The sequence below is a fragment of the uncultured Photobacterium sp. genome (assembly GCF_947502415.1).
Lineage (GTDB): Bacteria > Pseudomonadota > Gammaproteobacteria > Enterobacterales > Vibrionaceae > Photobacterium.
In genome coordinates this window covers 1-24,413 of sequence record NZ_CANMZV010000015.1, presented here as the reverse complement: position 1 = coordinate 24,413, position 24,413 = coordinate 1, and the positions used below count along the sequence as shown (strand labels likewise).

Here is a 24,413-nt window from a genome sequence, read left to right as displayed (position 1 = left end):
ACAGAGTTCCTACATGCGTAAACAACAACTTGATAACCTGCTAGATCAAATAAGGCAGTGTGAGATCTGTAAGGATCATCTCCCCCTCGGCCCGCGCCCTGTGATCCAGGCCGCTAGCAGTGCGAAACTAATGATAATCGGGCAGGCACCGGGCACCCGCGTCCATGAGAGTGGGATCCCATGGAATGACCCTAGTGGCGACCGTCTACGTCACTGGCTGGAGCTCGACCGGGAGACATTCTACGATCCGCAGCAAATCGCCATCATGCCAATGGGATTATGCTATCCCGGTAAAGGCAAATCCGGCGACCTGCCGCCACGGCCAGAATGCGCTCCACAGTGGCACCACCAAGTCTGGCCGCTACTCCCCGAAGTGAGGATGACCCTTCTTGTTGGTCAGTATGCACAGCAGCATTATCTGAAAGACAAGCCAAAAACCCTAACTGAAACGGTTCGTGCATGGCGTAATTGGGCCCCGAAATATATACCGATGCCTCATCCATCACCACGCAATACCCTGTGGCTTAAGCGCAACCCATGGTTTGAAGAAGAAGTGGTGCCGTATATCCGCGAGTATGTCCACCAGCAGCTCGGGGTAGCGAGAGGGTAACAATAAGAAAAAGCCCACACAGTTAAACTATATGGGCTTCTCACTACTTATATTTTCATAACATGTTTACTCAACACTACGGGGGTCAAGAGCAAAAGAGCTCCAAAACTCAGCAGTGAAGAGTCAGCGTGTTATTTATGGTACGGCTTGGACAGCTCATGCACCGCATCAACAAACACACCGGCATTTTCTGGCGGCACATCAAGGTGAATACCGTGGCCAAGGTTGAACACATGGCCCGTACCTTCATCACCGTAACCTTCCAGGATTGTTGCCACTTCCTGACGAATGCGTTCTGGTTGAGCATACAAGATCGACGGATCCATGTTGCCCTGCAGAGCCACCTTATCGCCTACACGGCGCTTGGCATCAGCAATATTGATTGTCCAATCCAGGCCAACTGCATCACAGCCTGTCGCCACGATTTGCTCCAACCACATGCCGCCATTTTTGGTGAACAGAGTCACAGGTACACGACGACCATCGTTTTCACGGATCAGACCATCAACAATCTTGTGCATGTAGCGCAGTGAGAACTCATTGTAATCACGTGGCGTCAGTACACCGCCCCAAGTATCAAATACCATGACAGACTGCGCGCCAGCTTTGATCTGCGCGTTCAAGTACTCAATCACGCTATCAGCTAGCTTATCTAGCAATAAGTGCAGCGTCGCTGGCTCTGCGTACATCATCTTCTTGATCTTGGTGAAAGCTTTCGAGCTACCACCTTCAACCATGTAGGTTGCCAGTGTCCACGGACTGCCAGAGAAGCCAATCAGCGGTACTTCACCCTGTAGATCTTTTCGGATCTGGCGCACAGCATTCATTACATACTGCAGTTCACCTTCCGGATCCGGCAACCCAATCTTATCGACATCAGCTTTACAAGTGATCGGACGCTCGAATTTCGGCCCTTCACCCGCTTCAAAGTACAGGCCAAGACCCATCGCATCCGGAATAGTCAGGATGTCCGAAAACAGAATTGCAGCATCCAACGGGAAACGGCGCAGCGGCTGAAGTGTCACTTCACTCGCCAATTCTGCATTTTTACATAGCGACATGAAGTCACCAGCAACACTACGTGTAGCTCGGTATTCAGGCAGGTATCGGCCAGCCTGGCGCATCATCCATACAGGTGTGCAATCTACCGGTTGCTTCAACAGCGCACGTAGGTAGCGGTCATTCTTTAATTCGCTCATTCTGGGCTCCACGGGTTAATTCTGAGGCGTATTGTATCACTCCATGGCAGCAACAAAAGAGTCCATTTGTTAAGCAGGTCATGTTTATAGCAACAATCTGTTCACGATATTTGCGACTCCCTATGCTCCCATGGTACAAATTTCGCGCGCTAGCAATAATAACAATGACTTTGCTCGTAGAGAGCAAAATAACTGCACCTTATTCCTCCCCTTACGGAGGTTTTTTTTATGTTACGAGTCCGCCATTAACGTTAGCGTATACTCAATCAAGGTCCTGGCTATCGTCCCCTCCGGAGCCAACAGCGGTAACTCATCGCATCCGGCCCACACAGCATCAGTCAGCTCTTCATAGTCAGGATTCAGCTCGCCACTCTCATAGTCGGCCAAAAAGCCCATCATCAGATTGGACGGAAACGCCCATGGCTGACTGCCAAAATAGCGAATATTGGAGATTTGAATGCCGGTTTCTTCCTCCACTTCGCGAGCCACGCATTGCTCCAGCGTCTCACCTGCTTCAACAAAGCCCGCAATCACAGTGTATAGACCTGTTTTATGTCGAGGGTGCTGAGCCAGCAAAATTTTGTCTTGTCGCCTTACCGCAACAATGACGCAAGGGGAAACGCGCGGATAGTGGCTACTCTGGCAATTTCGGCAACGCATCGCAAATTCATGTTCAGCAAGCTCACACTGTCCCCCACAGGACGGGCAAAATGCCTGAGTATGAAGCATATGAGATAACTGAGTCGCTTTGCCGGCCAAATTAAACAACTCGCCATCAATGCTAAGTAAATCACGCTGAGAATAAAAATCCTGTTCCTGAGCATTTTCAGTCGCTTCCAACCAATACACAGGCTTTCCGCGGTACTCACCAATAGAACGGGCCTGTTCGCAGTCCATCTCTAACTGCTCCGGCATCATTAAAGGAAGTGTATGATTAACCAGATATAATTTACGGTTTCTAACAATACACCAATACGCTAATTCTTGATTATTTAACATCGATGTCACATCCATCCTTGCAGGGTTTCTTTTTTACTGGCAATCTAAACCTAATAACGGAGTTAATCCGTAATACAAGGTTCTCTTTTTTAAGAGCTTCACTGGTATCTTTCTGTACCGCCTTGTGTCGGTACTTTAGATCATGAGGGCATGGTCATGTTTAGCAAATTCGAGCAAGTACAAAAACAATGGGGCGGCACCAGCGATGTTATCGATCACTGGTTGTTGTCACGTCAGCAATTACTGATCGATTACTGCAAGTTAGCGGGGCTTCCCCCCTTCGAAAAAAAGGGACGTCAGCTACCTACGTCTTCCCAGCTCCAACTCTTCAGCCAACAATTGGTCGACTATATCTCTGAAGGTCACTTCAAAATTTACGATATGGTGATGGAACGCTGGAATGCAACCGGGTATTCACCAACCGAAGATATTTCCCAGCTCTACTCACAAATCACACAGACCACCGATCCACTGCTGAATTTTACAGATCGCTATTGCGCCATAGAAGAAGATGACGAATTACCGGACTTCGATAAAGATCTTTCCGCTATCGGTGAGCTAATCGAGCTGCGCTTTGCACTGGAAGATAAATTAATCGAGTTGATCAGCGAAAGTCTGTCTTGCCCGCCGGGAGCTTAATCGCTTTACCGGACATAGCCGATAACACTCTGTTACCTGCCTTGTTGTCGTTTAGGTAACAGTCCGGTTAGCCATGTGACGGGAAAATCCACTAGCAGCGTAAATAGCTCACGCTAAACTAGTCTTTCCATGCCCTCGCCCGAAACACATATTCTGCCGGAGCGATTTGCTCCGGCTTTTTTATACTGCTCAAATAAAACAAAAAGGCACCCAAATGGGTGCCTTTTTCAAGCTTACTCTAAGGACGAATCCAAATTAGTTTTCGTCGCTCAGACCTGCGTTAAGCAGTGCAGCAAGATCCTGAGATGCTTGCTCTGCATCTACCTGAGGTGCTACAGGTTCAAGCTCTGCATCACGCTGACGCTGACGCTCCTGGTGGTACGCAAAACCAGTACCAGCAGGGATCAGACGACCAACAATTACATTCTCTTTCAGGCCACGTAGTTCATCACGCTTACCAGAAACCGCAGCTTCTGTTAGTACGCGAGTCGTTTCCTGGAACGATGCTGCTGAGATGAACGATTCTGTTGCCAGAGACGCCTTAGTGATACCCAGTAGGTCACGCTCGTAAGTAGCAGCTAGCTTACCTTCAGCTTCAAGCTTACGGTTAGCAATAGTTACACGAGAGTACTCTAGCTGTTCACCAGGTAGGAACTCAGAGTCACCAGAAGTAGTGATAGTTACCTTACGTAGCATCTGACGAATGATAGTCTCAATGTGCTTATCATTAATCTTAACGCCCTGTAGACGGTAAACTTCCTGAACTTCGTTTACGATGTATTCTGCTACTGCGTGTACACCACGTAGACGTAGAATATCGTGCGGAGCCTCTGGACCATCGGCGATTACATCACCACACTCAACCTTCTCACCTTCGAATACGTTAAGCTGACGCCACTTAGGAATCATCTCTTCGTATGCGTTACCTTCTGCAGGTGTGATGATCAGACGACGCTTACCTTTCGTTTCTTTACCGAACGAAACAGTACCTGTGATTTCCGCTAGGATTGCAGGCTCTTTAGGCTTACGCGCTTCGAACAGGTCAGCAACTCGAGGTAGACCACCGGTGATATCTTTAGTACCGCCAGATGCCTGAGGGATACGTGCTAGCGTATCACCGATACCTACCATTGCACCGTCTTCAAGCTGGATGATCGCTTTACCAGGCAGGAAGTACTGAGCTGGCATCTCTGTGCCGGCGATCATTACATCGTTGCCGTTCTCGTCAACAAGCTTAACGGTTGGACGCATGTCTTTACCTGCACCTGTACGCTCTGCAGCGTCAAGAACAGTGATCATAGACAGACCTGTTAGCTCATCAGTCTGACGAGAAACAGTTACGCCATCAATCAAGTCAACAAACTGGATACGACCTGCCACTTCAGTGATGATTGGCATTGTGTGTGGGTCCCAGTTAGCGATAACTTCGCCAGCTGCAACTTCCGCACCGTCACCCTTAGTCAGGTGAGAACCGTATGGTAGTTTGTAGCTCTCTTTCGTACGGCCGAACTCATCAATGATGGTCATTTCAGACGCACGAGAAGTGATAACCAGCTTGCCTTCGTTGTTGGTAACGAACTTAGCATTCTGCAGTTTCACAGAACCGTTGTTCTTAACCTGGATGCTGTTTTCAGCCGCTGCCGCAGATGCCGCACCACCGATGTGGAACGTACGCATCGTCAGCTGTGTACCAGGTTCACCGATTGACTGTGCTGCAACAACACCAACCGCTTCACCCTGGTTAACCAGGTGACCACGAGCAAGATCACGACCGTAACAGTTCTTACAACAGCCGAAGTCGTTTTCACAGGTAACAACAGAACGAACTTTAACTAGGTCAACAGAGTTGGCTTCTAGGATGTCACACCACTTCTCATCAAGTAGCGTGTTACGCGGCGCAAGTACTTCTTCAGTACCCGGCTTGATAACATCTTCAGCAACAACACGACCCAGAACACGCTCACGTAGTGGCTCTTTAACATCACCACCTTCGATTAGAGGCATCATAGTGATACCCGCGTGTGTACCACAATCATCTGTTGTGATAACCACGTCCTGCGCAACGTCTACTAGACGACGAGTCAGGTAACCGGAGTTCGCTGTCTTAAGTGCGGTATCCGCCAGACCCTTACGAGCACCGTGAGTAGAGATGAAGTACTGTAGTACGTTCAGGCCTTCACGGAAGTTCGCTGTGATTGGCGTTTCGATGATTGAGCCATCCGGCTTAGCCATCAGACCACGCATACCCGCTAGCTGACGAATCTGTGCTGCAGAACCACGAGCACCTGAATCGGCCATCATGTATACGCTGTTGAACGATTTCTGCTGTTCTTCTTCGCCGTCACGGTTAATAACAGTGTCGAAAGACAGGTTATCCATCATCGCTTTAGCAACCTGCTCGTTGGCTGTTGCCCAGATATCGATAACTTTGTTGTAACGTTCACCGGCAGTAACAAGACCAGACTGGAACTGTTCCTGGATTTCCGCAACTTCTGCTTCAGCTTCTGCGATCTTGGTATATTTCGCTTCTGGCACAACCATATCGTCGATACCAACAGAAACACCAGACAGTGCCGCGTAAGCAAAACCTGTGTACATGATCTGGTCAGCGAAGACTACAGTGTCTTTCATGCCCAGTTCACGGTAACAAGTGTTAAGCAGTTTAGAAATTTGTTTCTTACCCAGAGCTTCAGTGTTTACTAGGCTGTATGGCAGACCTTTCGGTACGATAGTCCATAGCATTGCACGACCAACAGTCGTATCAATCAGCTTAGTATCTTCAGCTAGGTTACCCTGCTCGTCTTTAACGAACTGAGTAATACGAACTTTAACGCGAGCATGTAGCTCAGCATTACCTGTACGGTATGCTTTTTCAGCTTCAGCAGGACCTTCAAGGTACATGCCTTCGCCTTTCGCGTTAATCTTCTCACGAGTCATGTAGTACAGACCCAATACAACGTCCTGAGAAGGTACGATGATCGGATCACCAGATGCTGGTGATAGGATGTTGTTCGTAGACATCATCAGTGCACGCGCTTCAAGCTGTGCTTCCAGAGTTAGAGGTACGTGTACCGCCATCTGGTCACCATCGAAGTCGGCGTTATATGCCGCACACACTAGTGGGTGAAGCTGAATCGCTTTACCTTCGATTAGTACTGGTTCAAATGCCTGAATACCTAGACGGTGCAGTGTTGGTGCACGGTTAAGCATTACTGGGTGTTCGCGAATCACTTCGTCCAGGATATCCCAAACGACAGCTTCTTCACGCTCAACCATCTTCTTAGCAGCTTTGATTGTCGTAGCCAGGCCACGAGTCTCTAGCTTACCGTAGATAAATGGTTTGAATAGCTCAAGTGCCATCTTCTTAGGAAGACCACACTGATGCAGGCGCAGGTATGGACCTACGGTGATAACAGAACGACCTGAGTAGTCTACACGCTTACCAAGTAGGTTCTGACGGAAACGACCCTGCTTACCTTTGATCATGTCAGCCAAAGATTTCAGAGGACGCTTGTTAGAACCAGTGATAGCGCGGCCACGACGACCGTTATCTAGCAATGCATCAACAGATTCCTGAAGCATACGTTTTTCGTTACGTACGATGATGTCAGGAGCAGCTAGATCCAGTAGACGCTTCAGACGGTTGTTACGGTTGATTACGCGACGGTACAGATCGTTCAGATCAGACGTTGCGAAACGGCCACCATCAAGCGGTACCAACGGACGTAGATCCGGCGGTAGTACTGGCAGTACAGACAGGATCATCCACTCAGGGTTGTTACCTGACTGTAGGAATGCTTCTACAAGCTTAAGACGCTTGGTTAGTTTCTTACGCTTGGTTTCAGAGTTAGTTTCTTCTAGCTCTTCGCGCATTAGTTCGATTTCAGCATTCAGGTCCATGTTGGCCAGCAATGCTTTAACCGCTTCTGCACCCATCTTAGCGTCGAACTCGTCGCCCCACTCTTCAAGTGCATCCAGGTACTGCTCTTCAGAAAGCAACTGGCTACGCTCAAGGTTGGTCATACCTGGTTCGATTACTACATATGATTCGAAGTAAAGTACACGCTCAATATCACGTAGCGGCATGTCCATCAACAGACCAATACGAGACGGCAGTGACTTCAGGAACCAGATGTGGGCTACAGGAGAAGCTAGCTCAATGTGACCCATACGCTCACGGCGTACTTTGGTCTGAGTTACTTCAACGCCACATTTTTCACAGATAACACCACGGTGTTTAAGGCGCTTATATTTGCCACATAGACACTCGTAGTCTTTTACCGGGCCAAAAATACGTGCACAGAAAAGACCGTCACGCTCAGGCTTAAAGGTACGGTAGTTGATGGTTTCTGGCTTTTTAACTTCACCGAAAGACCATGAACGGATCATGTCTGGAGAAGCTAGACCGATTTTGATTGCATCAAACTCTTCGGTCTTGTGTTGTGCTTTCAGAAACTTAAGTAAGTCTTTCACATTCGGCTCCTGTGAGGAGTTGACCCATAAAGGCGCCAGTCTGCTGGCGCCTTCATATTTATACCGGAGTAACTAATAAGTATAGGTAACCAGCCTAACTTATTCGTCTTCCAGCTCGATGTTAATACCCAACGAGCGGATTTCTTTCAACAGTACGTTGAACGATTCCGGCATACCTGGTTCCATACGATGGTCGCCATCGACGATGTTCTTATACATCTTCGTACGGCCGTTAACGTCATCCGACTTAACAGTTAGCATTTCCTGTAGAGTGTAAGCTGCGCCGTAAGCTTCCAGCGCCCATACTTCCATCTCACCGAAACGCTGACCACCGAACTGAGCTTTACCACCCAGCGGCTGCTGAGTAACAAGGCTGTAAGAACCGGTAGAACGGGCGTGCATCTTGTCATCAACCAAGTGGTTCAGTTTCAGCATGTACATGTAACCAACAGTTACAGGACGCTCAAACTTATCACCGGTACGACCATCAAACAGTGTTAGCTGACCAGACTCTGGCAGGTCACCCAGTTTCAACAGCTCTTTGATTGATGATTCCGGAGCACCATCAAATACAGGCGTTGCAATTGGTAGACCGTTACGTAGGTTCTTAATCAACGTACGTACTTCGTCGTCAGATAGCGCAGCGATATCCACTTCCTGGCGCGTATCGCCCAGATCGTAGACTTTCTGCAAGAATTCACGGAACTTGTGAAGCTCTTGCTGCTGCTTCAGCATCTCGTTGATCTTGTCACCGATACCTTTCGCTGCAAGACCCAAGTGAGTCTCCAGGATCTGACCGATGTTCATACGAGATGGTACACCCAGTGGGTTCAGTACGATATCGACTGTCTGACCTTTTTCATCGTACGGCATGTCTTCAACAGGGTTGATCTTAGAGATTACACCCTTGTTACCGTGACGACCCGCCATCTTATCACCAGGCTGGATACGACGCTTAACAGCTAGGTATACTTTAACAATCTTAAGTACGCCCGGCGCTAGGTCATCACCCTGTGTGATCTTACGACGCTTAGTTTCAAACTTCTTATCGAACTCAGCTTTCAGTTCATCATACTGCTCTGCAAGCTGTTCCAGCTGGTTCTGCTGTGCTTCGTCATCAAGAGTCTGTGCAAACAGCTTCTCGCGGTCCATTGAAGTCAGTTTGTCTTCGCTGTAACCCGCAGAAAGTAGAAGCGTACGAACACGAGCAAGAAGACCACCCTCAAGGATCTGGAATTCTTCTGTGATGTCTTTCTTCGCTTCTTTCAGCTGCATCTCTTCGATTTCAAGCGCACGCTTGTCTTTTTCTACGCCATCGCGGGTAAATACCTGAACGTCGATGATCGTACCAGAAACAGAGTTTGGTACACGTAGCGAAGAGTCTTTAACATCAGATGCTTTTTCACCGAAGATCGCACGTAGTAGCTTCTCTTCAGGAGTCAGCTGAGTTTCACCCTTAGGTGTCACCTTACCAACTAGGATGTCGCCACCCTTAACTTCAGCACCGATGTAAACGATACCTGATTCATCCAGCTTAGATAGCGCAGCTTCACCCACGTTAGGGATATCCGCTGTGATCTCTTCTGCACCCAGCTTAGTATCACGCGCCACACAAGATAGTTCTTGGATATGGATAGTTGTCAGGCGATCTTCCTGTACAACACGCTCAGAAACTAGGATGGAATCCTCAAAGTTGTAACCGTTCCAAGGCATGAACGCGATACGCATGTTCTGACCAAGCGCCAGTTCACCAAGGTCTGTTGAAGGACCATCAGCAAGTACGTCACCACGAGACACAGGCTCACCAGGCATCACAGTTGGACGCTGGTTGATACATGTGTTCTGGTTAGAACGGGTGTACTTAGTCAGGTTGTAGATGTCGATACCCGCTTCGCCTGGTACCAGCTCGTCTTCGTTAACTTTAATAACGATACGAGATGCATCTACTGACTGTACTTGACCGCCACGCTTAGCAACTGCAGTTACACCGGAGTCAACCGCTACGTTACGCTCGATACCAGTACCAACTAGCGGCTTATCAGCACGTAGAGTCGGAACTGCCTGACGCTGCATGTTCGCACCCATAAGGGCACGGTTCGCATCATCGTGCTCTAGGAATGGGATCAGAGATGCTGCCACCGATACAACCTGGTTGGTTGCAACGTCCATGTACTGAACATGGTCACGTGGGTGCAGACCTGATTCACCTTTCTGGCGTGCAGTGATCAGTTCGTCAGCGAATGAACCGTCTTCATTAAGCGCGGCGTTCGCCTGAGCGATTACATAGTGACCTTCTTCGATAGCAGACAGATAATCGATTTCTTCGGTTACCTTACCATCGATAACTTTACGGTATGGAGTTTCCAGGAAACCGTAAGGGTTACACTGAGCAAATGCTGACAGTGAGTTGATCAGACCGATGTTTGGACCTTCCGGCGTTTCGATCGGACATAGACGACCGTAGTGGGTCGCGTGTACGTCTCGAACCTCAAAGCCAGCACGTTCACGAGTCAGACCACCTGGACCAAGCGCCGAGATACGACGTTTGTGAGTAACTTCTGACAGTGGGTTGTTCTGGTCCATAAACTGAGACAGCTGAGAAGAGCCAAAGAACTCTTTTACTGCCGCAGAAATTGGCTTCGCATTGATTAGGTCTTGAGGCATGATTGCATCAAGATCGCCCAGGCTCAGACGCTCTTTAACAGCACGCTCTACACGAACTAGACCAACACGGAACTGGTTTTCTGCCATTTCGCCAACAGAACGAATACGACGGTTGCCAAGATGGTCGATATCATCGACTTCACCACGACCGTTACGGATTTCGATCAGTTTCTTCATCACTTCGATAATATCGCTGTGATCAAGGATGCCAGGGCCAGTTGTCTCTTCACGAAGAAGAGAGCTGTTGAACTTCATACGACCAACAGCAGATAGATCGTAACGATCTTCTGAGAAGAACAGGCTTTCAAATAGCTGTTCTGCTGCTTCACGTGTTGGCGGCTCACCCGGACGCATCATGCGGTAGATTTCAACTAGCGCACTCAGGCGGTCAGTCGTACTGTCGACACGCAGGGTCTCAGACATGTACGGACCGAAGTCCAGATCATTGGTAAATAGAACTTCCAGTGACTTGTGGCCAGCTTGAGAAAGCAGAGCCAGTGTCTCTAGGCTTAGTTCTTGGTTCGCTGCTGCGATTAGCTCGCCGGTCTCTTCGTTCACGTAATCACGTGAAGCGACTTTACCCACGATGTATTCAACAGGAACTTCAATGTGGTCAACGCCGTCTTTGCCTAGCTGGCGAATGTGACGGGCTGTAATACGGCGGCCTTGTTCTACATACAGCTTACCGTTTGCTTCAATATTGAAGCTTGCAGTTTCGCCACGTAGACGCTCAGGCACAAGTTCCATAACCAAAGACTTGCCTTGTACTTCGAAGTTTACTTTATCGAAGAACATGTCAAGAATTTGCTCGGTTGTGTAACCTAGCGCGCGCAGAATAATTGAAGCTGGAAGCTTACGACGACGGTCGATACGTACGAATACGTTATCCTTAGGATCAAATTCGAAATCCAACCATGAACCACGGTATGGGATTACGCGTGCGTTATAAAGCACTTTACCTGAGGAGTGGGTCTTACCCTTATCGCTGTCGAAGAAGACACCCGGGCTACGGTGCAGCTGGGATACGATAACCCTCTCGGTACCGTTAATAACGAATGTACCGTTATCTGTCATGAGCGGAATTTCGCCCATATAAACTTCTTGTTCTTTGATGTCTTTTACGGTGCCAGCAGGTGCGTCTTTGTCATACATAACAAGACGTAGCTTTACTCGTAGAGGTGCAGAATACGTTACGCCACGAATCTGACATTCTTTAACATCGAAGACCGGCTCACCGAGACGATAGCTAACGTATTGCAGCTCGGAATTGCCGTTATAGCTCTGAATTGGAAAAACAGAACGAAAGGCAGCTTCTAGACCGTAATGCCCTTCTGGATCCTGCTCGATGAACTTCTTAAAAGACTCAAGCTGGATCGACAGCAAGTATGGTATGTCCAAAACTTGTGGACGCTTACCAAAATCCTTACGGATACGCTTTTTCTCGGTATAAGAGTAAACCATAGGTTCCTCAGATCGCTGATAAGTGATCCAAACTGCTCAAAACGAGGAGCAGTGACTAATAACATTGTTTGTTGTAGGAACAGCGTTGAAGGTTCAAGGCTGCTTTTTGCATAGTTAGTGGTTGCAAAACAATGTGAAAAACACCACTAGCCTACAGCGCAAAAAGGCCGGTGGCATTTTTGCCACCAGCCATTAGCCAATTAAGGCTAAGAAGTTAAGTAATTATTACTTAACTTCAACAGAAGCACCAGCTTCTTCTAGCTGAGCTTTAAGAGCTTCAGCTTCAGCTTTGTCAACACCTTCTTTCAGAGGTGCTGGAGCGCCGTCTACAAGACCTTTAGCTTCTTTAAGACCTAGGCCAGTTGCGCCACGTACAGCTTTGATTACTGCAACTTTGTTTGCGCCAGCGCCAGTTAGGATTACGTCAAATTCAGTCTGCTCTTCAGCTGCTTCTGCAGCTGCGCCGCCCGCTACTACTGCTGCTGCAGCTGTAACGCCGAATTTTTCTTCCATAGCTTCGATTAGCTCAACAACCTGCATTACAGACATTTCTGCAACTGCGTCTAGGATTTGCTCGTTAGTGATAGACATAACAATTCTCTTTAAAAGTCAACAATTAGTTTAAATAGCAATCAGTGAAAAGCAAGGCCAATTAAGCCGCTGCTTCTTCTTTCTGATCGCGAACAGCTGCGATAGTACGTACCAGCTTACCAGCAGACGCTTCTTTCATGCACATCATTAGGCGTGCAATCGCTTCGTCGTATGTTGGTAGAGTCGCTAGTACTTCAACGTCAGCAACAGCGCCTTCGAATGCAGCTGCTTTAATCTCGAATTCTTTGTTCTCTTTAGCGAAGTCTTTGAAAAGACGCGCTGCAGCACCTGGGTGCTCATTAGAGAAACCGATCAGTGTAGGACCTACGAAAGTCTCAGAAAGACATTCGAAATCAGTACCTTCCACTGCACGACGAGCTAGTGTGTTACGAACAACTTTCAGGTAAACGCCGTTTTCACGAGCTAGTTTACGCAGAGAAGTCATCGCACCCACAGCAACGCCACGAGAGTCAGCAACAACTGCAGACAGGGCACCATTGGCAGCTTCGTTGACTTCAGCAACAATTGCTTTTTTGTCTTGAAGGTTCAATGCCATTGGATTTGCTCCTGGATTTATAGCCGGGTTACCCCGGACAGTACACCACTCACTGCCAGTATGGCAGGAGAGTTTTTACGGCGCAGATCCAAGAAAGACATACATCAATCATGTTCTGGCACCGTCTACGTAGGTGTTATTAAGTCTGACTCCGAAGAGCTGGACGCCTACGGTCTTGGACGAAGGCTGAACCGCACAAGGCGATTCAGCCTCAGCCATGAATTCGGAAACGCCAAATTATACACTAATTTGACGTTTCTGCAAATTACTGTGCGTTAGTTTCCAGAGTATTCTGGTCTAGCGCTACACCTGCACCCATAGTGGTAGAGATGCTTACTTTCTTGATGAAAGTACCTTTAGCAGAAGAAGGCTTAGCTTTCTTCAGAGCAACTAGAAGTGCTTCTAGGTTCTCTTTAAGGTTTGCTGCGTCAAAATCCACTTTACCGATAGTAGTGTGGATGATGCCGTTCTTGTCGTTACGGTAACGAACCTGACCAGCTTTCGCGTTCTTAACAGCGTCAGCAACGTTAGGAGTTACAGTACCAACTTTAGGATTTGGCATTAGACCGCGTGGACCAAGAATAGTACCTAGCTGGCCTACAACGCGCATTGCATCTGGAGATGCGATAACAACGTCAAAGTCCATCACGCCTTTCTTAACTTGGTCAGCAAGTTCTTCCATACCTACTAGATCAGCACCAGCTTCTTTAGCAGCTTCTGCGTTTGCACCTTGAGTGAACACAGCAACACGGATATCACGACCAGTACCGTGTGGTAGTACAGTTGCACCACGTACGTTCTGATCTGATTTACGTGCATCGATGCCTAGGTTCACAGCAACGTCTACGCTTTCTACGAATTTAGCAGTAGCTAGTTCTTTTAGAAGAGCAACAGCTTCGTTGATGTCGTACTCTTTAGATACGTCAACTTTGTCACGGATAACGCGCATGCGTTTAGTCAGTTTTGCCATTGTCTTAACCCTCTACCACTAGGCCCATTGAACGAGCAGTACCAGCAATCGAACGCTTCATAGCTTCGATGTCAGCACCAGTCATATCTGCAGCTTTAGTCTCAGCGATCTCTTGGATCTGAGCATCAGTTACAGTACCAACTTTCTCAGTGTTCGGACGGCCAGAACCAGACTTAACGCCAGCAGCTTTCTTAAGAAGAACAGCAGCAGGTGGAGTCTTAGTGATGAACGTGAAAGAACGGTCATTATATACCGTGATAACAACTGGAGTAGGAAGACCTTTCTCGATTGAGTCAGTCTTAGCGTTGAACGCTTTACAGAATTCCATGATGTTAACACCGTGCTGACCAAGAGCTGGACCAACTGGTGGACTAGGGTTTGCTGCACCAGCTGCAACCTGCAGCTTGATGTACGCTTCTACTTTTTTAGCCATTGCTATTTACCTTAATTTGGGTTCAAACGTCTATTTTTAAAATAGACTCCCCGTCTAACGAAAGGGCGCGAAATTATAGTCCAATTTCACGCCCTTGACAATACAAGCTGACTATTTATTGATCAGCTCTTTTCTACCTGGCCGAACTCCAGTTCAACAGGTGTTGCACGGCCGAAGATCGACACAGAAACCTTCACGCGGCTCTTGTCGTAGTCCACTTCTTCAACAGTACCGTTGAAGTCTGCAAACGGACCGTCGGTAACACGGACAACTTCACCTGGTTCAAATACAGTTTTATGAACAGGAGCTTCACTCGCCTGTTGAAGACGGTTAAGAATAGCATCCGCCTCTTTATCAGAGATAGGAGCTGGACGGTCTGAAGTACCGCCAATGAACCCCATTACACGAGGAATACTACGTACCAGATGCCATGTTTCGTCGTTCATCACCATCTGTACTAGTACATAACCTGGGAAGAACTTACGCTCACTCTTGCGGCGCTGGCCTGCACGCATCTCGACCACTTCCTCTGTTGGTACTAAAACCTCATCAAAGTAATCTTCCATGCTATGCATCTTGATATGCTCACGTAGCGATTGTGCTACACGACCTTCAAAGCCAGAAAAGGCTTGTACTACATACCATCGTTTTTTTGGAGCTTCGCTCATGAACTCTTACCTCACACACCGGTAACTAGGCGGACTAGACGGACCATGATGCCGTCGATACCCCACAAGGCTAACGCCATAATGACAGTGACAGCTAAAACGATAAAGGTTGTCTGCGTAGCTTCCTGACGAGTAGGCCATACTACCTTGCGGACTTCCATGCGCGATTCACGAGCAAACGCAATCGCGGTTTTACCTTTTGCTGTAAGTGCAGCAATACCACCAGCCGCAGCCACAAGGACTACAATAGCAGCAGCGCGTAGCACTACAGAAACATCACTGTACAGGTAATTACCAACCACAGCGGCAGCTAGCAAAGCAAATACAGTGACCCACTTTAGGCCATCCATACTGCTAGGGCTGCTTTGGTTTTCGGCATTCGCTTTCATACAACCAACCTGTAACTAGTCTCAATATAGACGAAAATAACCCCGCAAGTGCGAGGCCATATAATGAAGGAAAGCAATAATGCTTTAATTACATAAAGAAAACTTCATCTCAGTAAACTTTTATTCTGCGTTTTTGGTCAAAAAACAAGCTAACCAAAAGTCAAACGCAGAAAAAGGGCATCAAATGATGCCCTTTTTGGTGCCTTGTCGTCAAATATTATTCAACGATTTTAGCTACAACGCCAGCACCAACTGTACGGCCACCTTCACGGATTGCGAAGCGTAGACCTTCGTCCATCGCGATAGGAGCGATTAGAGTAACAACCATCTTGATGTTGTCACCAGGCATTACCATTTCAACGCCTTCTGGTAGCTCGATAGTACCAGTTACGTCAGTTGTACGGAAGTAGAACTGTGGACGGTAGCCTTTGAAGAATGGCGTGTGACGGCCACCTTCGTCTTTAGACAGAACGTATACTTCTGACTCGAAAGTAGTGTGAGGAGTGATTGAACCTGGCTTAGCAAGAACCTGACCACGCTCAACTTCGTCACGCTTAGTACCACGTAGAAGAACACCAACGTTCTCACCAGCACGGCCTTCGTCAAGAAGTTTACGGAACATCTCAACACCAGTACAAGTAGTAGTGGTAGTTTCTTTGATACCGATGATTTCTACTTCGTCACCTACAGTGATGATACCCTGCTCAACACGACCAGTTACAACAGTACCACGGCCCTGGATTGAGAATACGTCTTCGATTGGAAGAATGAACGGACGGTCGATCGCACGCTCTGGCTCTGGGATGTAGTTATCTAGAGCTTCAGCTAGTTCAATGATCTTGTCTTCCCACTCTTTCTCGCCGTTTAGAGCGCCAAGAGCAGAACCCATGATTACTGGGCAGTCGTCACCTGGGAAGTCGTACTCAGATAGAAGTTCACGAACTTCCATTTCTACTAGTTCTAGTAGCTCTTCATCGTCAACCATGTCACATTTGTTCATGAATACGATGATGTATGGGATACCAACCTGACGGCCTAGTAGGATGTGCTCACGAGTCTGAGGCATTGGGCCATCAGTTGCAGCAACAACTAGGATACCACCGTCCATCTGCGCAGCACCAGTGATCATGTTTTTAACGTAATCGGCGTGTCCTGGGCAGTCTACGTGTGCGTAGTGACGAGTTGGAGTATCGTACTCTACGTGAGAAGTAGAGATTGTGATACCACGCTCGCGCTCTTCAGGAGCGTTATCGATAGATGCGAAGTCTTTAGCTTCACCACCGTATACTTTTGAAAGAGTAGTACAGATAGCAGCAGTTAGAGTAGTTTTACCGTGGTCAACGTGGCCGATGGTACCAACGTTAACGTGCGGTTTAGTACGTTCAAATTTTTCTTTAGACATGGATAGTCCCTCTAGGCACGGCATTTGGTGGCATTACGACCACACAACCAATCATGGGTTTGTAGAGTATATATCAAAAGGATTGAAGTGACTTGGAGAGAGAGTGGTGCTGATAGGCAGATTTGAACTGCCGACCTCACCCTTACCAAGGGTGCGCTCTACCGACTGAGCTATATCAGCACACAAGAAGTGTGGAGCGGGCAGCGGGAATCGAACCCGCATCATCAGCTTGGAAGGCTGAGGTAATAGCCATTATACGATGCCCGCAAAACTCGTCGCTCGTTAAGCTATTCAATCATTTGAAAATGGTGGAGGGGGAAGGATTCGAACCTTCGAAGGCGGAGCCGTCAGATTTACAGTCTGATCCCTTTGGCCACTCGGGAACCCCTCCAGGGGTGTTGCAAAAAACTGGTGCCGACTACCGGAATCGAACTGGTGACCTACTGATTACAAGTCAGTTGCTCTACCTACTGAGCTAAGTCGGCGTAAGTGCTGCGCATTCTAGAGAATGATTTTAGCCCTTGCAATACCTTTTCGTGCTTTTTTTTGATGTTTTTTATCGAGCGCCGCAATTTTGAGCACTATCGACATTTTGCATACAAAGCAAGGCCTTCCAATACCAATTCCGAACGATGGCGGTAATGCTTGGCCCATGAAACAGGAAGATGACGAACACCACCACCGCACAGTACTACTTCAGGCTCAACTTTCAGCTTTTCACGCGCCTGCGACAAACCGTATTCAATCAGCCCCAGTAATGCAGCCCGACAGCCGTTTTTTAGGCCATCAGCTGTATTATCAGCAAAAGTCAGCGCATCCGTGTGGTCTCGGTCAGAAAACACCTTGGTGGTATTTTCCAGCACCGACTTCATCATCAGCTGATAGCCCGGAGCTATCCACCCCCCTAAGTGCTTGCCGTCTTCAGAAAGAACATCAAAAGTCAGTGCAGTGCCGATATCAACAATCACTGTCGCTCTTTTAAACTCCTGATGGATAGCCACCAAGGTTAACCAACGGTCAACACCAAGATACTGGTACTCGGCATACGCATTTTTCACACCGAAATCCTTGCGTAGTGTTTTCACCTGCATGACAGGGATATCTGCCAGCTGGGCAATCCGTTGGATAGAGTTATCCACCTCAACCGGTCCGACACTAGCAAAAACGATTCTGTTAATTCCTTTTTCTAACAGTGGCTCCAGAACCATCTCAAGCTGGCCGCTAGGATAGCGCCCCAGCAGTTCCATATTGCCATCGTCAAATAGTTGGGCAACTTTGACATAGGTGTTGCCCGCTTCAATTAATAATTGCATTAACAACCTCTAAGGCTGATTTCACCACCGATATAAGGTGTAAGGCCTTGATCGGTTTCCAGTAACAAAGCCCCCTGACTATTGACCCCGCGGGCTACTCCTTCAACCACACGCTCGCCAATCAACAGTTTCACAGGACGATCCAAAAAGTTATCAAGTCGGTTCCAGCGTTCAATAAATCCTTCAAGACCCACTTGTTCATATTCTTCAAGCGTTTGATGCAGACGCTGAATTAAAACTGATGCCAGTTGATTGCGCTCAGGTAAACCATCACAAGCCTGGCCGAGATTAGCCCAGGCCTGGTCGATCCCAGCGCCTTCCTGCTCCGGCATTGCAACATTCAGCCCCATACCAATAACAAGATGGGCAGCTTCACCGGCCTGCCCCGTCATTTCTATGAGAATGCCTGCCAGCTTTTTATCTTGATAATACAGATCATTCGGCCACTTAACTTTAATACCGTCAGCACCCAATGATTGCAGTGATTCAGCAATAGCCACGCCGACGACCAGACTCAACCCCATCGCGGCGGCCACCCCGGCATCCAAACGCCAATACATAGAAAGGTACAAGTTGCTACCAAACGGAGACAGCCACTGCCTTCCCCGTCTTCCGCGTCCGGCTTCTTGATATTCAGCCAGGCAAACAGCGCCTTGAGAAAGCTGACCAACGCGATCCAACAGATACTGATTTGTTGAATCTATAACAGGTATGAGGACCAAGCTCGGGCACTTTACCTGAGCTAAAATTTTATCGCAATCAAGGAGTTCCAGTTTAGAGGCTAGGCTATAACCCTTTCCCTGCACCCGATAGATATCCAGGCCCCAACTTTGTAACACCTTGATATGTTTGCTTATAGCTGCCCTTGAAATATCAAGGGATTCGCCAAGCGCTTCACCGGAATGAAATTGACCATCAGAAAGCATCGCCACCAGAGCCAAACGAGTAGAGTGATCTTTCATGACAGCACCTCGTTCAGGGTAGTTTCCTGACAAGCATTCATAAAACGCACTTCATGATCAAGCGAAACACCAAACTGCTGCTTAACGGTCCTGACTATATGGCTAGCCAAGGAAAGGACATCGCCTGCTGTTGCATGACGATGGTTTACCAGAACCAAGGCTTGCTGCTCATGTACTTTTGCACCACCTACCTGATAGCCTTTCAGTCCACATTGATCAATCAACCAGCCTGCAGCCAACTTATAAGTACCATCGGCCATTTCATAACTTGGCATACTTGGATACTGTACCAGGAGCCTATTACGCTGATCGTGCTTAACCACTGGATTCTTAAAGAAACTACCCGCATTACCCAATACGGTAGGATCCGGTAGTTTCGCCTTACGAATACGACAAACTTCATCAAATATTTCTTGAGCTGTAACTTGCTCGGCATCAAACTGCGCCAACGGGCCATAACAAATATTTGGCTGCCAGATCTTAGGCAAACGCAAACCTACCGCTGTAATAGCATGGGTATTCTTCAATGCATGCTTGAAAATAGAGTCACGATACCCAAACTGACAATCTGATGCCGAAATCCGAGAGAGCTTACCTGTCTCCAGCTCAATCACCTCGACATACTGGCAAACATCCTTAAGCTCTACACCATAAGCACCAATATTTTGGATCGGTGAAGAACCGACACAGCCTGGGATCAAAGCAAGGTTTTCTAATCCCGGCATGTTATTCTTAACTGTCGAACGCACCAACTGATGCCAATCCTCACCAGCACCGACATGCAGCAAGTACGCATCAGCTGTTTCGGTAATCTGAACACCAAGGATACGGTTCAAGATGATGACACCGGCATAGTTTTCACAAAACAAGATATTACTACCCTGACCGACGACCATCTTTGGCAAAGCCCGGTACTGATCATCCCGCCATATTGCCGCCAGCTCCTGAGGCGACTCGGCAACAATAATTTGCTTGGCTGCCACCTCGATACCAAAAGTGTGAAAAGGTGCCAGTGACCTTTCTTGCAAAACTTTCATGCTAATATCGAACCATACCTTTTATACTATTGGCTGCATTTTAACTGATTCAGCTTCACAGCGCAGTGTTTTCCCATGATCAAGCTAAGATTCCACCTTCTTGAACCCCTACGTTTTCCATTAATTAATCGCTTCTATAAATCTTTCTATCCAGCAGGCAAAGCTAAGAAAGACGAGATTATCTGGATAGGAGAGGATAACAGCAGCATTATCTGCTGCGTCAGATTCAAGCAATTCGAACACTATCAGTTACTCACCGGCATGTTAGTACACCCAGAGAAAAGAGGTGGGGGGGTTGCCAAACAATTACTCACTGCAAGCACAGCACAAGTTACGCAAGCTCCTTGCTTTTGTTTTGCCTATAGCCACCTCGAAACCCTCTATCAACAAGCTGGCTTTATCGTAATAACAGATAGTGAATTACCAGAGCCCCTGGAAAGCCGCATCCGGCGCTACCGTCAAAACGGTAAAAATCTCATCGCAATGCGCTATCAACACTAAATTTACAGTTATTCAGCCTATCCTTGACACAACATGACATCGGTATACATAGTATTCGAGAATTTTCTGATATAATCGCTCTCTTATTTAACAGATTTATCTTAAATTGATCGCGTAAACGAGGCGATAATGGATTCAGCTATTGCTAATAGGCAACGCATCGAGCAACTGCCGTGTATTGCACACAAGCCGGAAGATTTAGAGACACTTCTAGACGCAGGGGCTTTCCGCGAACGTCTACATCAGGAAATCACCCAAGCCAAAAAACGCATCTATCTTGTCGCGTTATATCTGCAAGATGATGAGGCTGGACGTGGGATCCTTACAGCACTTTACGAAGCGAAACAGGCCAACCCTGATCTAGACATAAAAGTTTTGGTCGACTGGCACCGAGCTCAACGTGGGCTCATTGGTGCAGCAAAATCCGACGGTAATGCCGCTTTGTACCGGGAGTTTGCCGAAAAGTACCATCAGAATATCGAGATACTTGGTGTACCAGTACGCGACCGAGAGGTATTCGGTGTCCTACACCTGAAAGGTTTTGTTATTGATGATAAAGTCATCTATAGCGGCGCCAGCTTAAATGATGTCTACCTTGCACAGCATGAACGTTATCGTTACGACCGTTACCATGTTATTCACAATGCTCAACTTGCTGACAGCATGGCTCAATTCATTATTGAGACCCTAGTGAACAGCGATGCGGTTAACTGTCTGAGCCAGGTTAAACGTCCTGAAACTAAGGCGTTAAAAGGGGCAATCAAAAGCTTCCGTAGCCAACTACAACGAGCTAACTATTCATTCGCACCTGAGCCTATCACTAACAACCAAGTAGGCCTGACGCCTCTTGTCGGTCTGGGCAAACGTAAGAATAAGCTCAACCAGCACATCTGTACTCTCATTGCGAGTGCACAGAAAGAACTGACTATTTGTACCCCATACTTTAACTTCCCGCGCACTATCAGCCGAGAAGTCAAACGTGCACTTCGCCGCGGAGTCAAAGTTACTATCGTCGTGGGTGACAAAACCGCTAATGATTTCTATATCCCACCGAGTGAGCCGTTCAAAACTATTGCTGGCTTACCTTATCTATATGAAGTTAACCTGCGCAATTTTGCGAAGCAAAATGAATCGGCTATTGCCCGCCGTCAGCTAGCTATCCATCTATGGAAACACGGCGACAACAGCTTTCATCTCAAAGGCATTTGGGTAGACCGCAGCTATATGCTGATCACTGGTAATAACCTTAACCCTCGAGCTTGGAAACTCGATTTAGAAAATGCCATTTTGGTACATGATAAGCAGCAATTATTAGCAGAGCAGAAGCAAAAAGAACTCGACTGTATTTTGGGCCATACTCAACTAGTCGGCAGTTATAAACTTATCGAGAAAGTTGATACTTATCCAGCACCAGTCAGAAAATTGATTAAGCGGATCCGCCGAGTTAAAGCAGACCATATTCTTAATCAGATTCTATAGAGATAACGACCATGACAATCGCCGCGATTGACGTTGATCCACAACGAACATTCAGTCCGCTTTGCCCCGATGAACTTCCGGTGCCTGAAGGGGATCTGATTGCTCCAGAGCTCAATGCACAAGCGGCGTTTGCTGATCTTCGTGTTCTCACTAAAGATGCGCACCCTGCCAATGCTGTCTGGGTGGTTGATAGCCACGACAAAATGCTTCATCCACTATCACACCCTAATGCTGACTTAACTTGGGTCGCTCATGCCATTCCTGGAACTCTTGGTTTTGAAACTATTCCAGGGTTACCTCCTGTGACTGACTATGATCATGTGATCTGGAAGGGTATTGAACCCAACCTTCATCCTTATGGTGCTTGCTACCATGATCTACAGGAAAAGCTAAGCACGGGGTTGATTGAGTGGCTTGAAACCAAAAAGGTAACGACTGTCATCGTCGGAGGCCTAGCAACGGACTACTGTGTCAAAACAACTGCGCTACAGCTACAAAAGAGCGAAAAATTCAACGTGATTGTCAATCTGGCAGCTTGCCGGGGAATATCTCCAGATACAACAGCTTCCGGTTGTGATGAAATGCTCAAGGCCGGTATTCTCATCACCCAGCAAACCGACGAAATAGCCCAATACCTATCATGACAGAGGCCTCACAAATAGAGGCTTTTGTATACATTGTATAAGCAGGTTATTCCTGAACATTCCCCCAGATTTACCACTCATCTCAGGAATAAGTACCGCCCTTCACTGCAACTACATGCCAAGCTAATACCAATTTGATTAATTTTATAATCTACTCTCACTTATTCACTAATAATTACAAAAATGGACTCATACCAACCGACGAAAAATATGATCTAATTGAGGCTCGCGCGCATGGATAGCCTCAAGAATACTGATTTCAAAGCCCTTGCTAGAAACTATTCAAATGAAAATGCGGCTACTCCCATTGGCCCTCTTTCAAAAAGGGCACTTTCACACCCAAAGTTAATCAACCTGAACTCGGGATAAGAATTCTGGGAACTAATAGCTGGTTCCGTGATCAGTTCTTTCAACCAAGAAGAAGGATTAATCACAAAGAAACCAGCTATGGACAAGTTAGTGGACTTATTTTGTCATGCCGATGATTTTTGCCAAGTTTTCATACCTCAATGGCAAAAATTACAACTAGAAAATAGTGAAAGAAAGCGGAATCGACAAAGCCGCATGTCACCCAGCGAAATCATGACCATTATCATCGCTTTCCACATGCCACATCAGCGTGATTTCAAAAACTTCTATCTCGGTGTTATCCGTCGCTATTACAAAAGTGACTTCCCTGCCTTGCTGAGCTATACGCGTTTTTAGAAATGATACCGTCGATATTAATCCCTTTAAGCTCTTACTTTACTCATTTGAAGGGGCAACGCACAGGCATTGAGTTCATTGATTCAACCAGTCTCAAAGTATGTCATAACATGCGCATTCCAAGGGCTTGCTGGACAAGCTATACGCAGATAAGGGCTACATAAATAAGCAAAGAGGATTTGAAAGAATAGGGTATTACACTTATCACGGCGCAGAGGAAGAATATGAAGCCCAAGCTGTTGGCCGCATGAGATAGAGCTATGCTAACCAAAAGATTCATCATTAATCACAATCAACGACCAATTGAAAAATATCTCCCAAATAGAACACTCTCGGCACAGCAGTCTTCACGGTTTTATGCTTAATTTACTCAGTGGCTTGATTGCCTACTGCCTAATACCATTCTAGGTAAAAATGTGATCTGATTAGGGCTATCTGCTTTGTCTAAGTTATTGCCATGGATAGCCTTAATAATATCGACTTTAAATCTCTTGCCAGAAAACAAGCATCTATTCAAATGAAAATGCGCTTGTTGGCACTTGCTCATTTCCAAGATGGCCATTCACGCACTCTAATTGCTAAGTTCCTAAAGGTTAGTCGTATCAGCGTAAACAAATGGATTCAGATTTTTCTTGAAGAGCGACTTAACGGATTAAAGGAAAAACCTCGCACTGGACGCCCTCCTTTTCTCTCTAATCCAGAAAAGCAACAGCTTGCC

20 protein-coding genes, 4 tRNA genes and 1 pseudogene are annotated in these 24,413 nt (G+C 47.1%); 7 read left to right on the top strand and 18 right to left on the bottom strand.

Features of this window, described 5'->3' with window-relative positions:
- Positions 1 to 13 precede the first annotated feature (13 nt).
- On the top strand, positions 14 to 610 hold the full coding sequence (locus Q0852_RS15675) for a uracil-DNA glycosylase family protein (protein ID WP_299019495.1): 597 nt from the start codon (positions 14 to 16) through the stop codon (positions 608 to 610).
- A gap of 131 nt (positions 611 to 741) precedes the next feature.
- On the opposite strand, the gene hemE is transcribed toward Q0852_RS15675, so the two are convergent.
- Both hemE and nudC read right to left on the bottom strand, forming a co-directional pair.
- Positions 742 to 1,809: a uroporphyrinogen decarboxylase gene (hemE, locus tag Q0852_RS15670; protein WP_299019493.1), complete on the bottom strand. Its 1,068-nt coding sequence runs from the start codon at positions 1,807 to 1,809 to the stop codon at positions 742 to 744.
- A gap of 231 nt (positions 1,810 to 2,040) precedes the next feature.
- Positions 2,041 to 2,808, bottom strand: a complete 768-nt coding sequence (gene nudC / locus Q0852_RS15665) for an NAD(+) diphosphatase (RefSeq protein WP_299019492.1) — start codon at positions 2,806 to 2,808, stop codon at positions 2,041 to 2,043.
- Positions 2,809 to 2,964: 156 nt separating this feature from the next.
- On the opposite strand from nudC, the gene rsd reads away from it, so the two are divergent.
- Positions 2,965 to 3,447, top strand: coding sequence for a sigma D regulator (gene rsd / locus Q0852_RS15660; protein WP_299019489.1), 483 nt, complete (start codon positions 2,965 to 2,967; stop codon positions 3,445 to 3,447).
- A 255-nt stretch (positions 3,448 to 3,702) separates the two neighbouring features.
- On the opposite strand, the gene rpoC is transcribed toward rsd, so the two are convergent.
- From rpoC to murB, 16 genes are all read right to left on the bottom strand, one after another.
- Positions 3,703 to 7,920 (bottom strand): DNA-directed RNA polymerase subunit beta', encoded by a 4,218-nt coding sequence (gene rpoC, locus Q0852_RS15655; RefSeq protein WP_299019486.1) that lies wholly within the window; start codon positions 7,918 to 7,920, stop codon positions 3,703 to 3,705.
- 99 nt (positions 7,921 to 8,019) lie between these two features.
- A complete protein-coding gene (gene rpoB, locus Q0852_RS15650) occupies positions 8,020 to 12,045 on the bottom strand; it encodes a DNA-directed RNA polymerase subunit beta (RefSeq protein ID WP_299019484.1) in 4,026 nt (1,341 codons plus the stop codon).
- 225 nt (positions 12,046 to 12,270) lie between these two features.
- Entirely contained in the window at positions 12,271 to 12,636 is a 366-nt protein-coding gene (gene rplL, locus Q0852_RS15645; protein WP_299019482.1) for a 50S ribosomal protein L7/L12, read from the bottom strand.
- Between the two features lie 61 nt (positions 12,637 to 12,697).
- Complete coding sequence (rplJ, locus tag Q0852_RS15640; RefSeq protein ID WP_299019480.1) at positions 12,698 to 13,192, bottom strand: 50S ribosomal protein L10; 495 nt, start codon at positions 13,190 to 13,192, stop codon at positions 12,698 to 12,700.
- A 265-nt stretch (positions 13,193 to 13,457) separates the two neighbouring features.
- The gene (rplA, locus tag Q0852_RS15635; RefSeq protein ID WP_299019478.1) at positions 13,458 to 14,162 is read right to left on the bottom strand and encodes a 50S ribosomal protein L1; all 705 of its coding nucleotides are present in this window, start codon (positions 14,160 to 14,162) and stop codon (positions 13,458 to 13,460) included.
- A gap of 4 nt (positions 14,163 to 14,166) precedes the next feature.
- Entirely contained in the window at positions 14,167 to 14,595 is a 429-nt protein-coding gene (gene rplK / locus Q0852_RS15630) for a 50S ribosomal protein L11 (protein WP_107350964.1), read from the bottom strand.
- Positions 14,596 to 14,717: 122 nt separating this feature from the next.
- Positions 14,718 to 15,263, bottom strand: coding sequence for a transcription termination/antitermination protein NusG (nusG, locus tag Q0852_RS15625; RefSeq protein ID WP_299019475.1), 546 nt, complete (start codon positions 15,261 to 15,263; stop codon positions 14,718 to 14,720).
- An 11-nt stretch (positions 15,264 to 15,274) separates the two neighbouring features.
- Complete coding sequence (secE, locus tag Q0852_RS15620; RefSeq protein WP_299019474.1) at positions 15,275 to 15,652, bottom strand: preprotein translocase subunit SecE; 378 nt, start codon at positions 15,650 to 15,652, stop codon at positions 15,275 to 15,277.
- A gap of 217 nt (positions 15,653 to 15,869) precedes the next feature.
- Positions 15,870 to 17,054, bottom strand: coding sequence for an elongation factor Tu (tuf, locus tag Q0852_RS15615; RefSeq protein ID WP_299019472.1), 1,185 nt, complete (start codon positions 17,052 to 17,054; stop codon positions 15,870 to 15,872).
- Positions 17,055 to 17,158: 104 nt separating this feature from the next.
- Positions 17,159 to 17,234 (bottom strand) — tRNA-Thr (locus tag Q0852_RS15610).
- A 12-nt stretch (positions 17,235 to 17,246) separates the two neighbouring features.
- Positions 17,247 to 17,321 (bottom strand) — tRNA-Gly (locus tag Q0852_RS15605).
- A gap of 39 nt (positions 17,322 to 17,360) precedes the next feature.
- Positions 17,361 to 17,445 (bottom strand) — tRNA-Tyr (locus Q0852_RS15600).
- A gap of 18 nt (positions 17,446 to 17,463) precedes the next feature.
- Positions 17,464 to 17,539, bottom strand: a tRNA-Thr gene (locus tag Q0852_RS15595).
- Positions 17,540 to 17,635: 96 nt separating this feature from the next.
- Complete coding sequence (locus tag Q0852_RS15590; protein WP_299019470.1) at positions 17,636 to 18,367, bottom strand: type III pantothenate kinase; 732 nt, start codon at positions 18,365 to 18,367, stop codon at positions 17,636 to 17,638.
- On the bottom strand, positions 18,367 to 19,329 hold the full coding sequence (gene birA / locus Q0852_RS15585; RefSeq protein ID WP_299019469.1) for a bifunctional biotin--[acetyl-CoA-carboxylase] ligase/biotin operon repressor BirA: 963 nt from the start codon (positions 19,327 to 19,329) through the stop codon (positions 18,367 to 18,369). The genes Q0852_RS15590 and birA overlap by 1 nt, the downstream gene beginning before the upstream one ends.
- A complete protein-coding gene (gene murB / locus Q0852_RS15580; protein ID WP_299019468.1) occupies positions 19,326 to 20,366 on the bottom strand; it encodes a UDP-N-acetylmuramate dehydrogenase in 1,041 nt (346 codons plus the stop codon). The genes birA and murB overlap by 4 nt, the downstream gene beginning before the upstream one ends.
- 75 nt (positions 20,367 to 20,441) lie before the next feature.
- Between murB and Q0852_RS15575 the strand changes: the two genes are divergently transcribed.
- The 5 genes and pseudogenes from Q0852_RS15575 to Q0852_RS15555 all read left to right on the top strand — a co-directional run.
- Entirely contained in the window at positions 20,442 to 20,867 is a 426-nt protein-coding gene (locus Q0852_RS15575) for a GNAT family N-acetyltransferase (RefSeq protein ID WP_299019467.1), read from the top strand.
- Positions 20,868 to 20,996: 129 nt separating this feature from the next.
- Entirely contained in the window at positions 20,997 to 22,346 is a 1,350-nt protein-coding gene (pssA, locus tag Q0852_RS15570; protein ID WP_299019465.1) for a CDP-diacylglycerol--serine O-phosphatidyltransferase, read from the top strand.
- 11 nt (positions 22,347 to 22,357) lie between these two features.
- Positions 22,358 to 22,990 carry a nicotinamidase gene (locus Q0852_RS15565; RefSeq protein WP_299019464.1) on the top strand — a complete coding sequence of 211 codons (633 nt, stop codon included), beginning with the start codon at positions 22,358 to 22,360 and terminating at the stop codon, positions 22,988 to 22,990.
- Positions 22,991 to 23,437: 447 nt separating this feature from the next.
- Positions 23,438 to 24,103: pseudogene (locus Q0852_RS15560) on the top strand (transposase).
- 49 nt (positions 24,104 to 24,152) lie between these two features.
- On the top strand, positions 24,153 to 24,413 hold a 261-nt coding region (locus Q0852_RS15555; RefSeq protein WP_299019463.1), incomplete at its 3' end, for a helix-turn-helix domain-containing protein.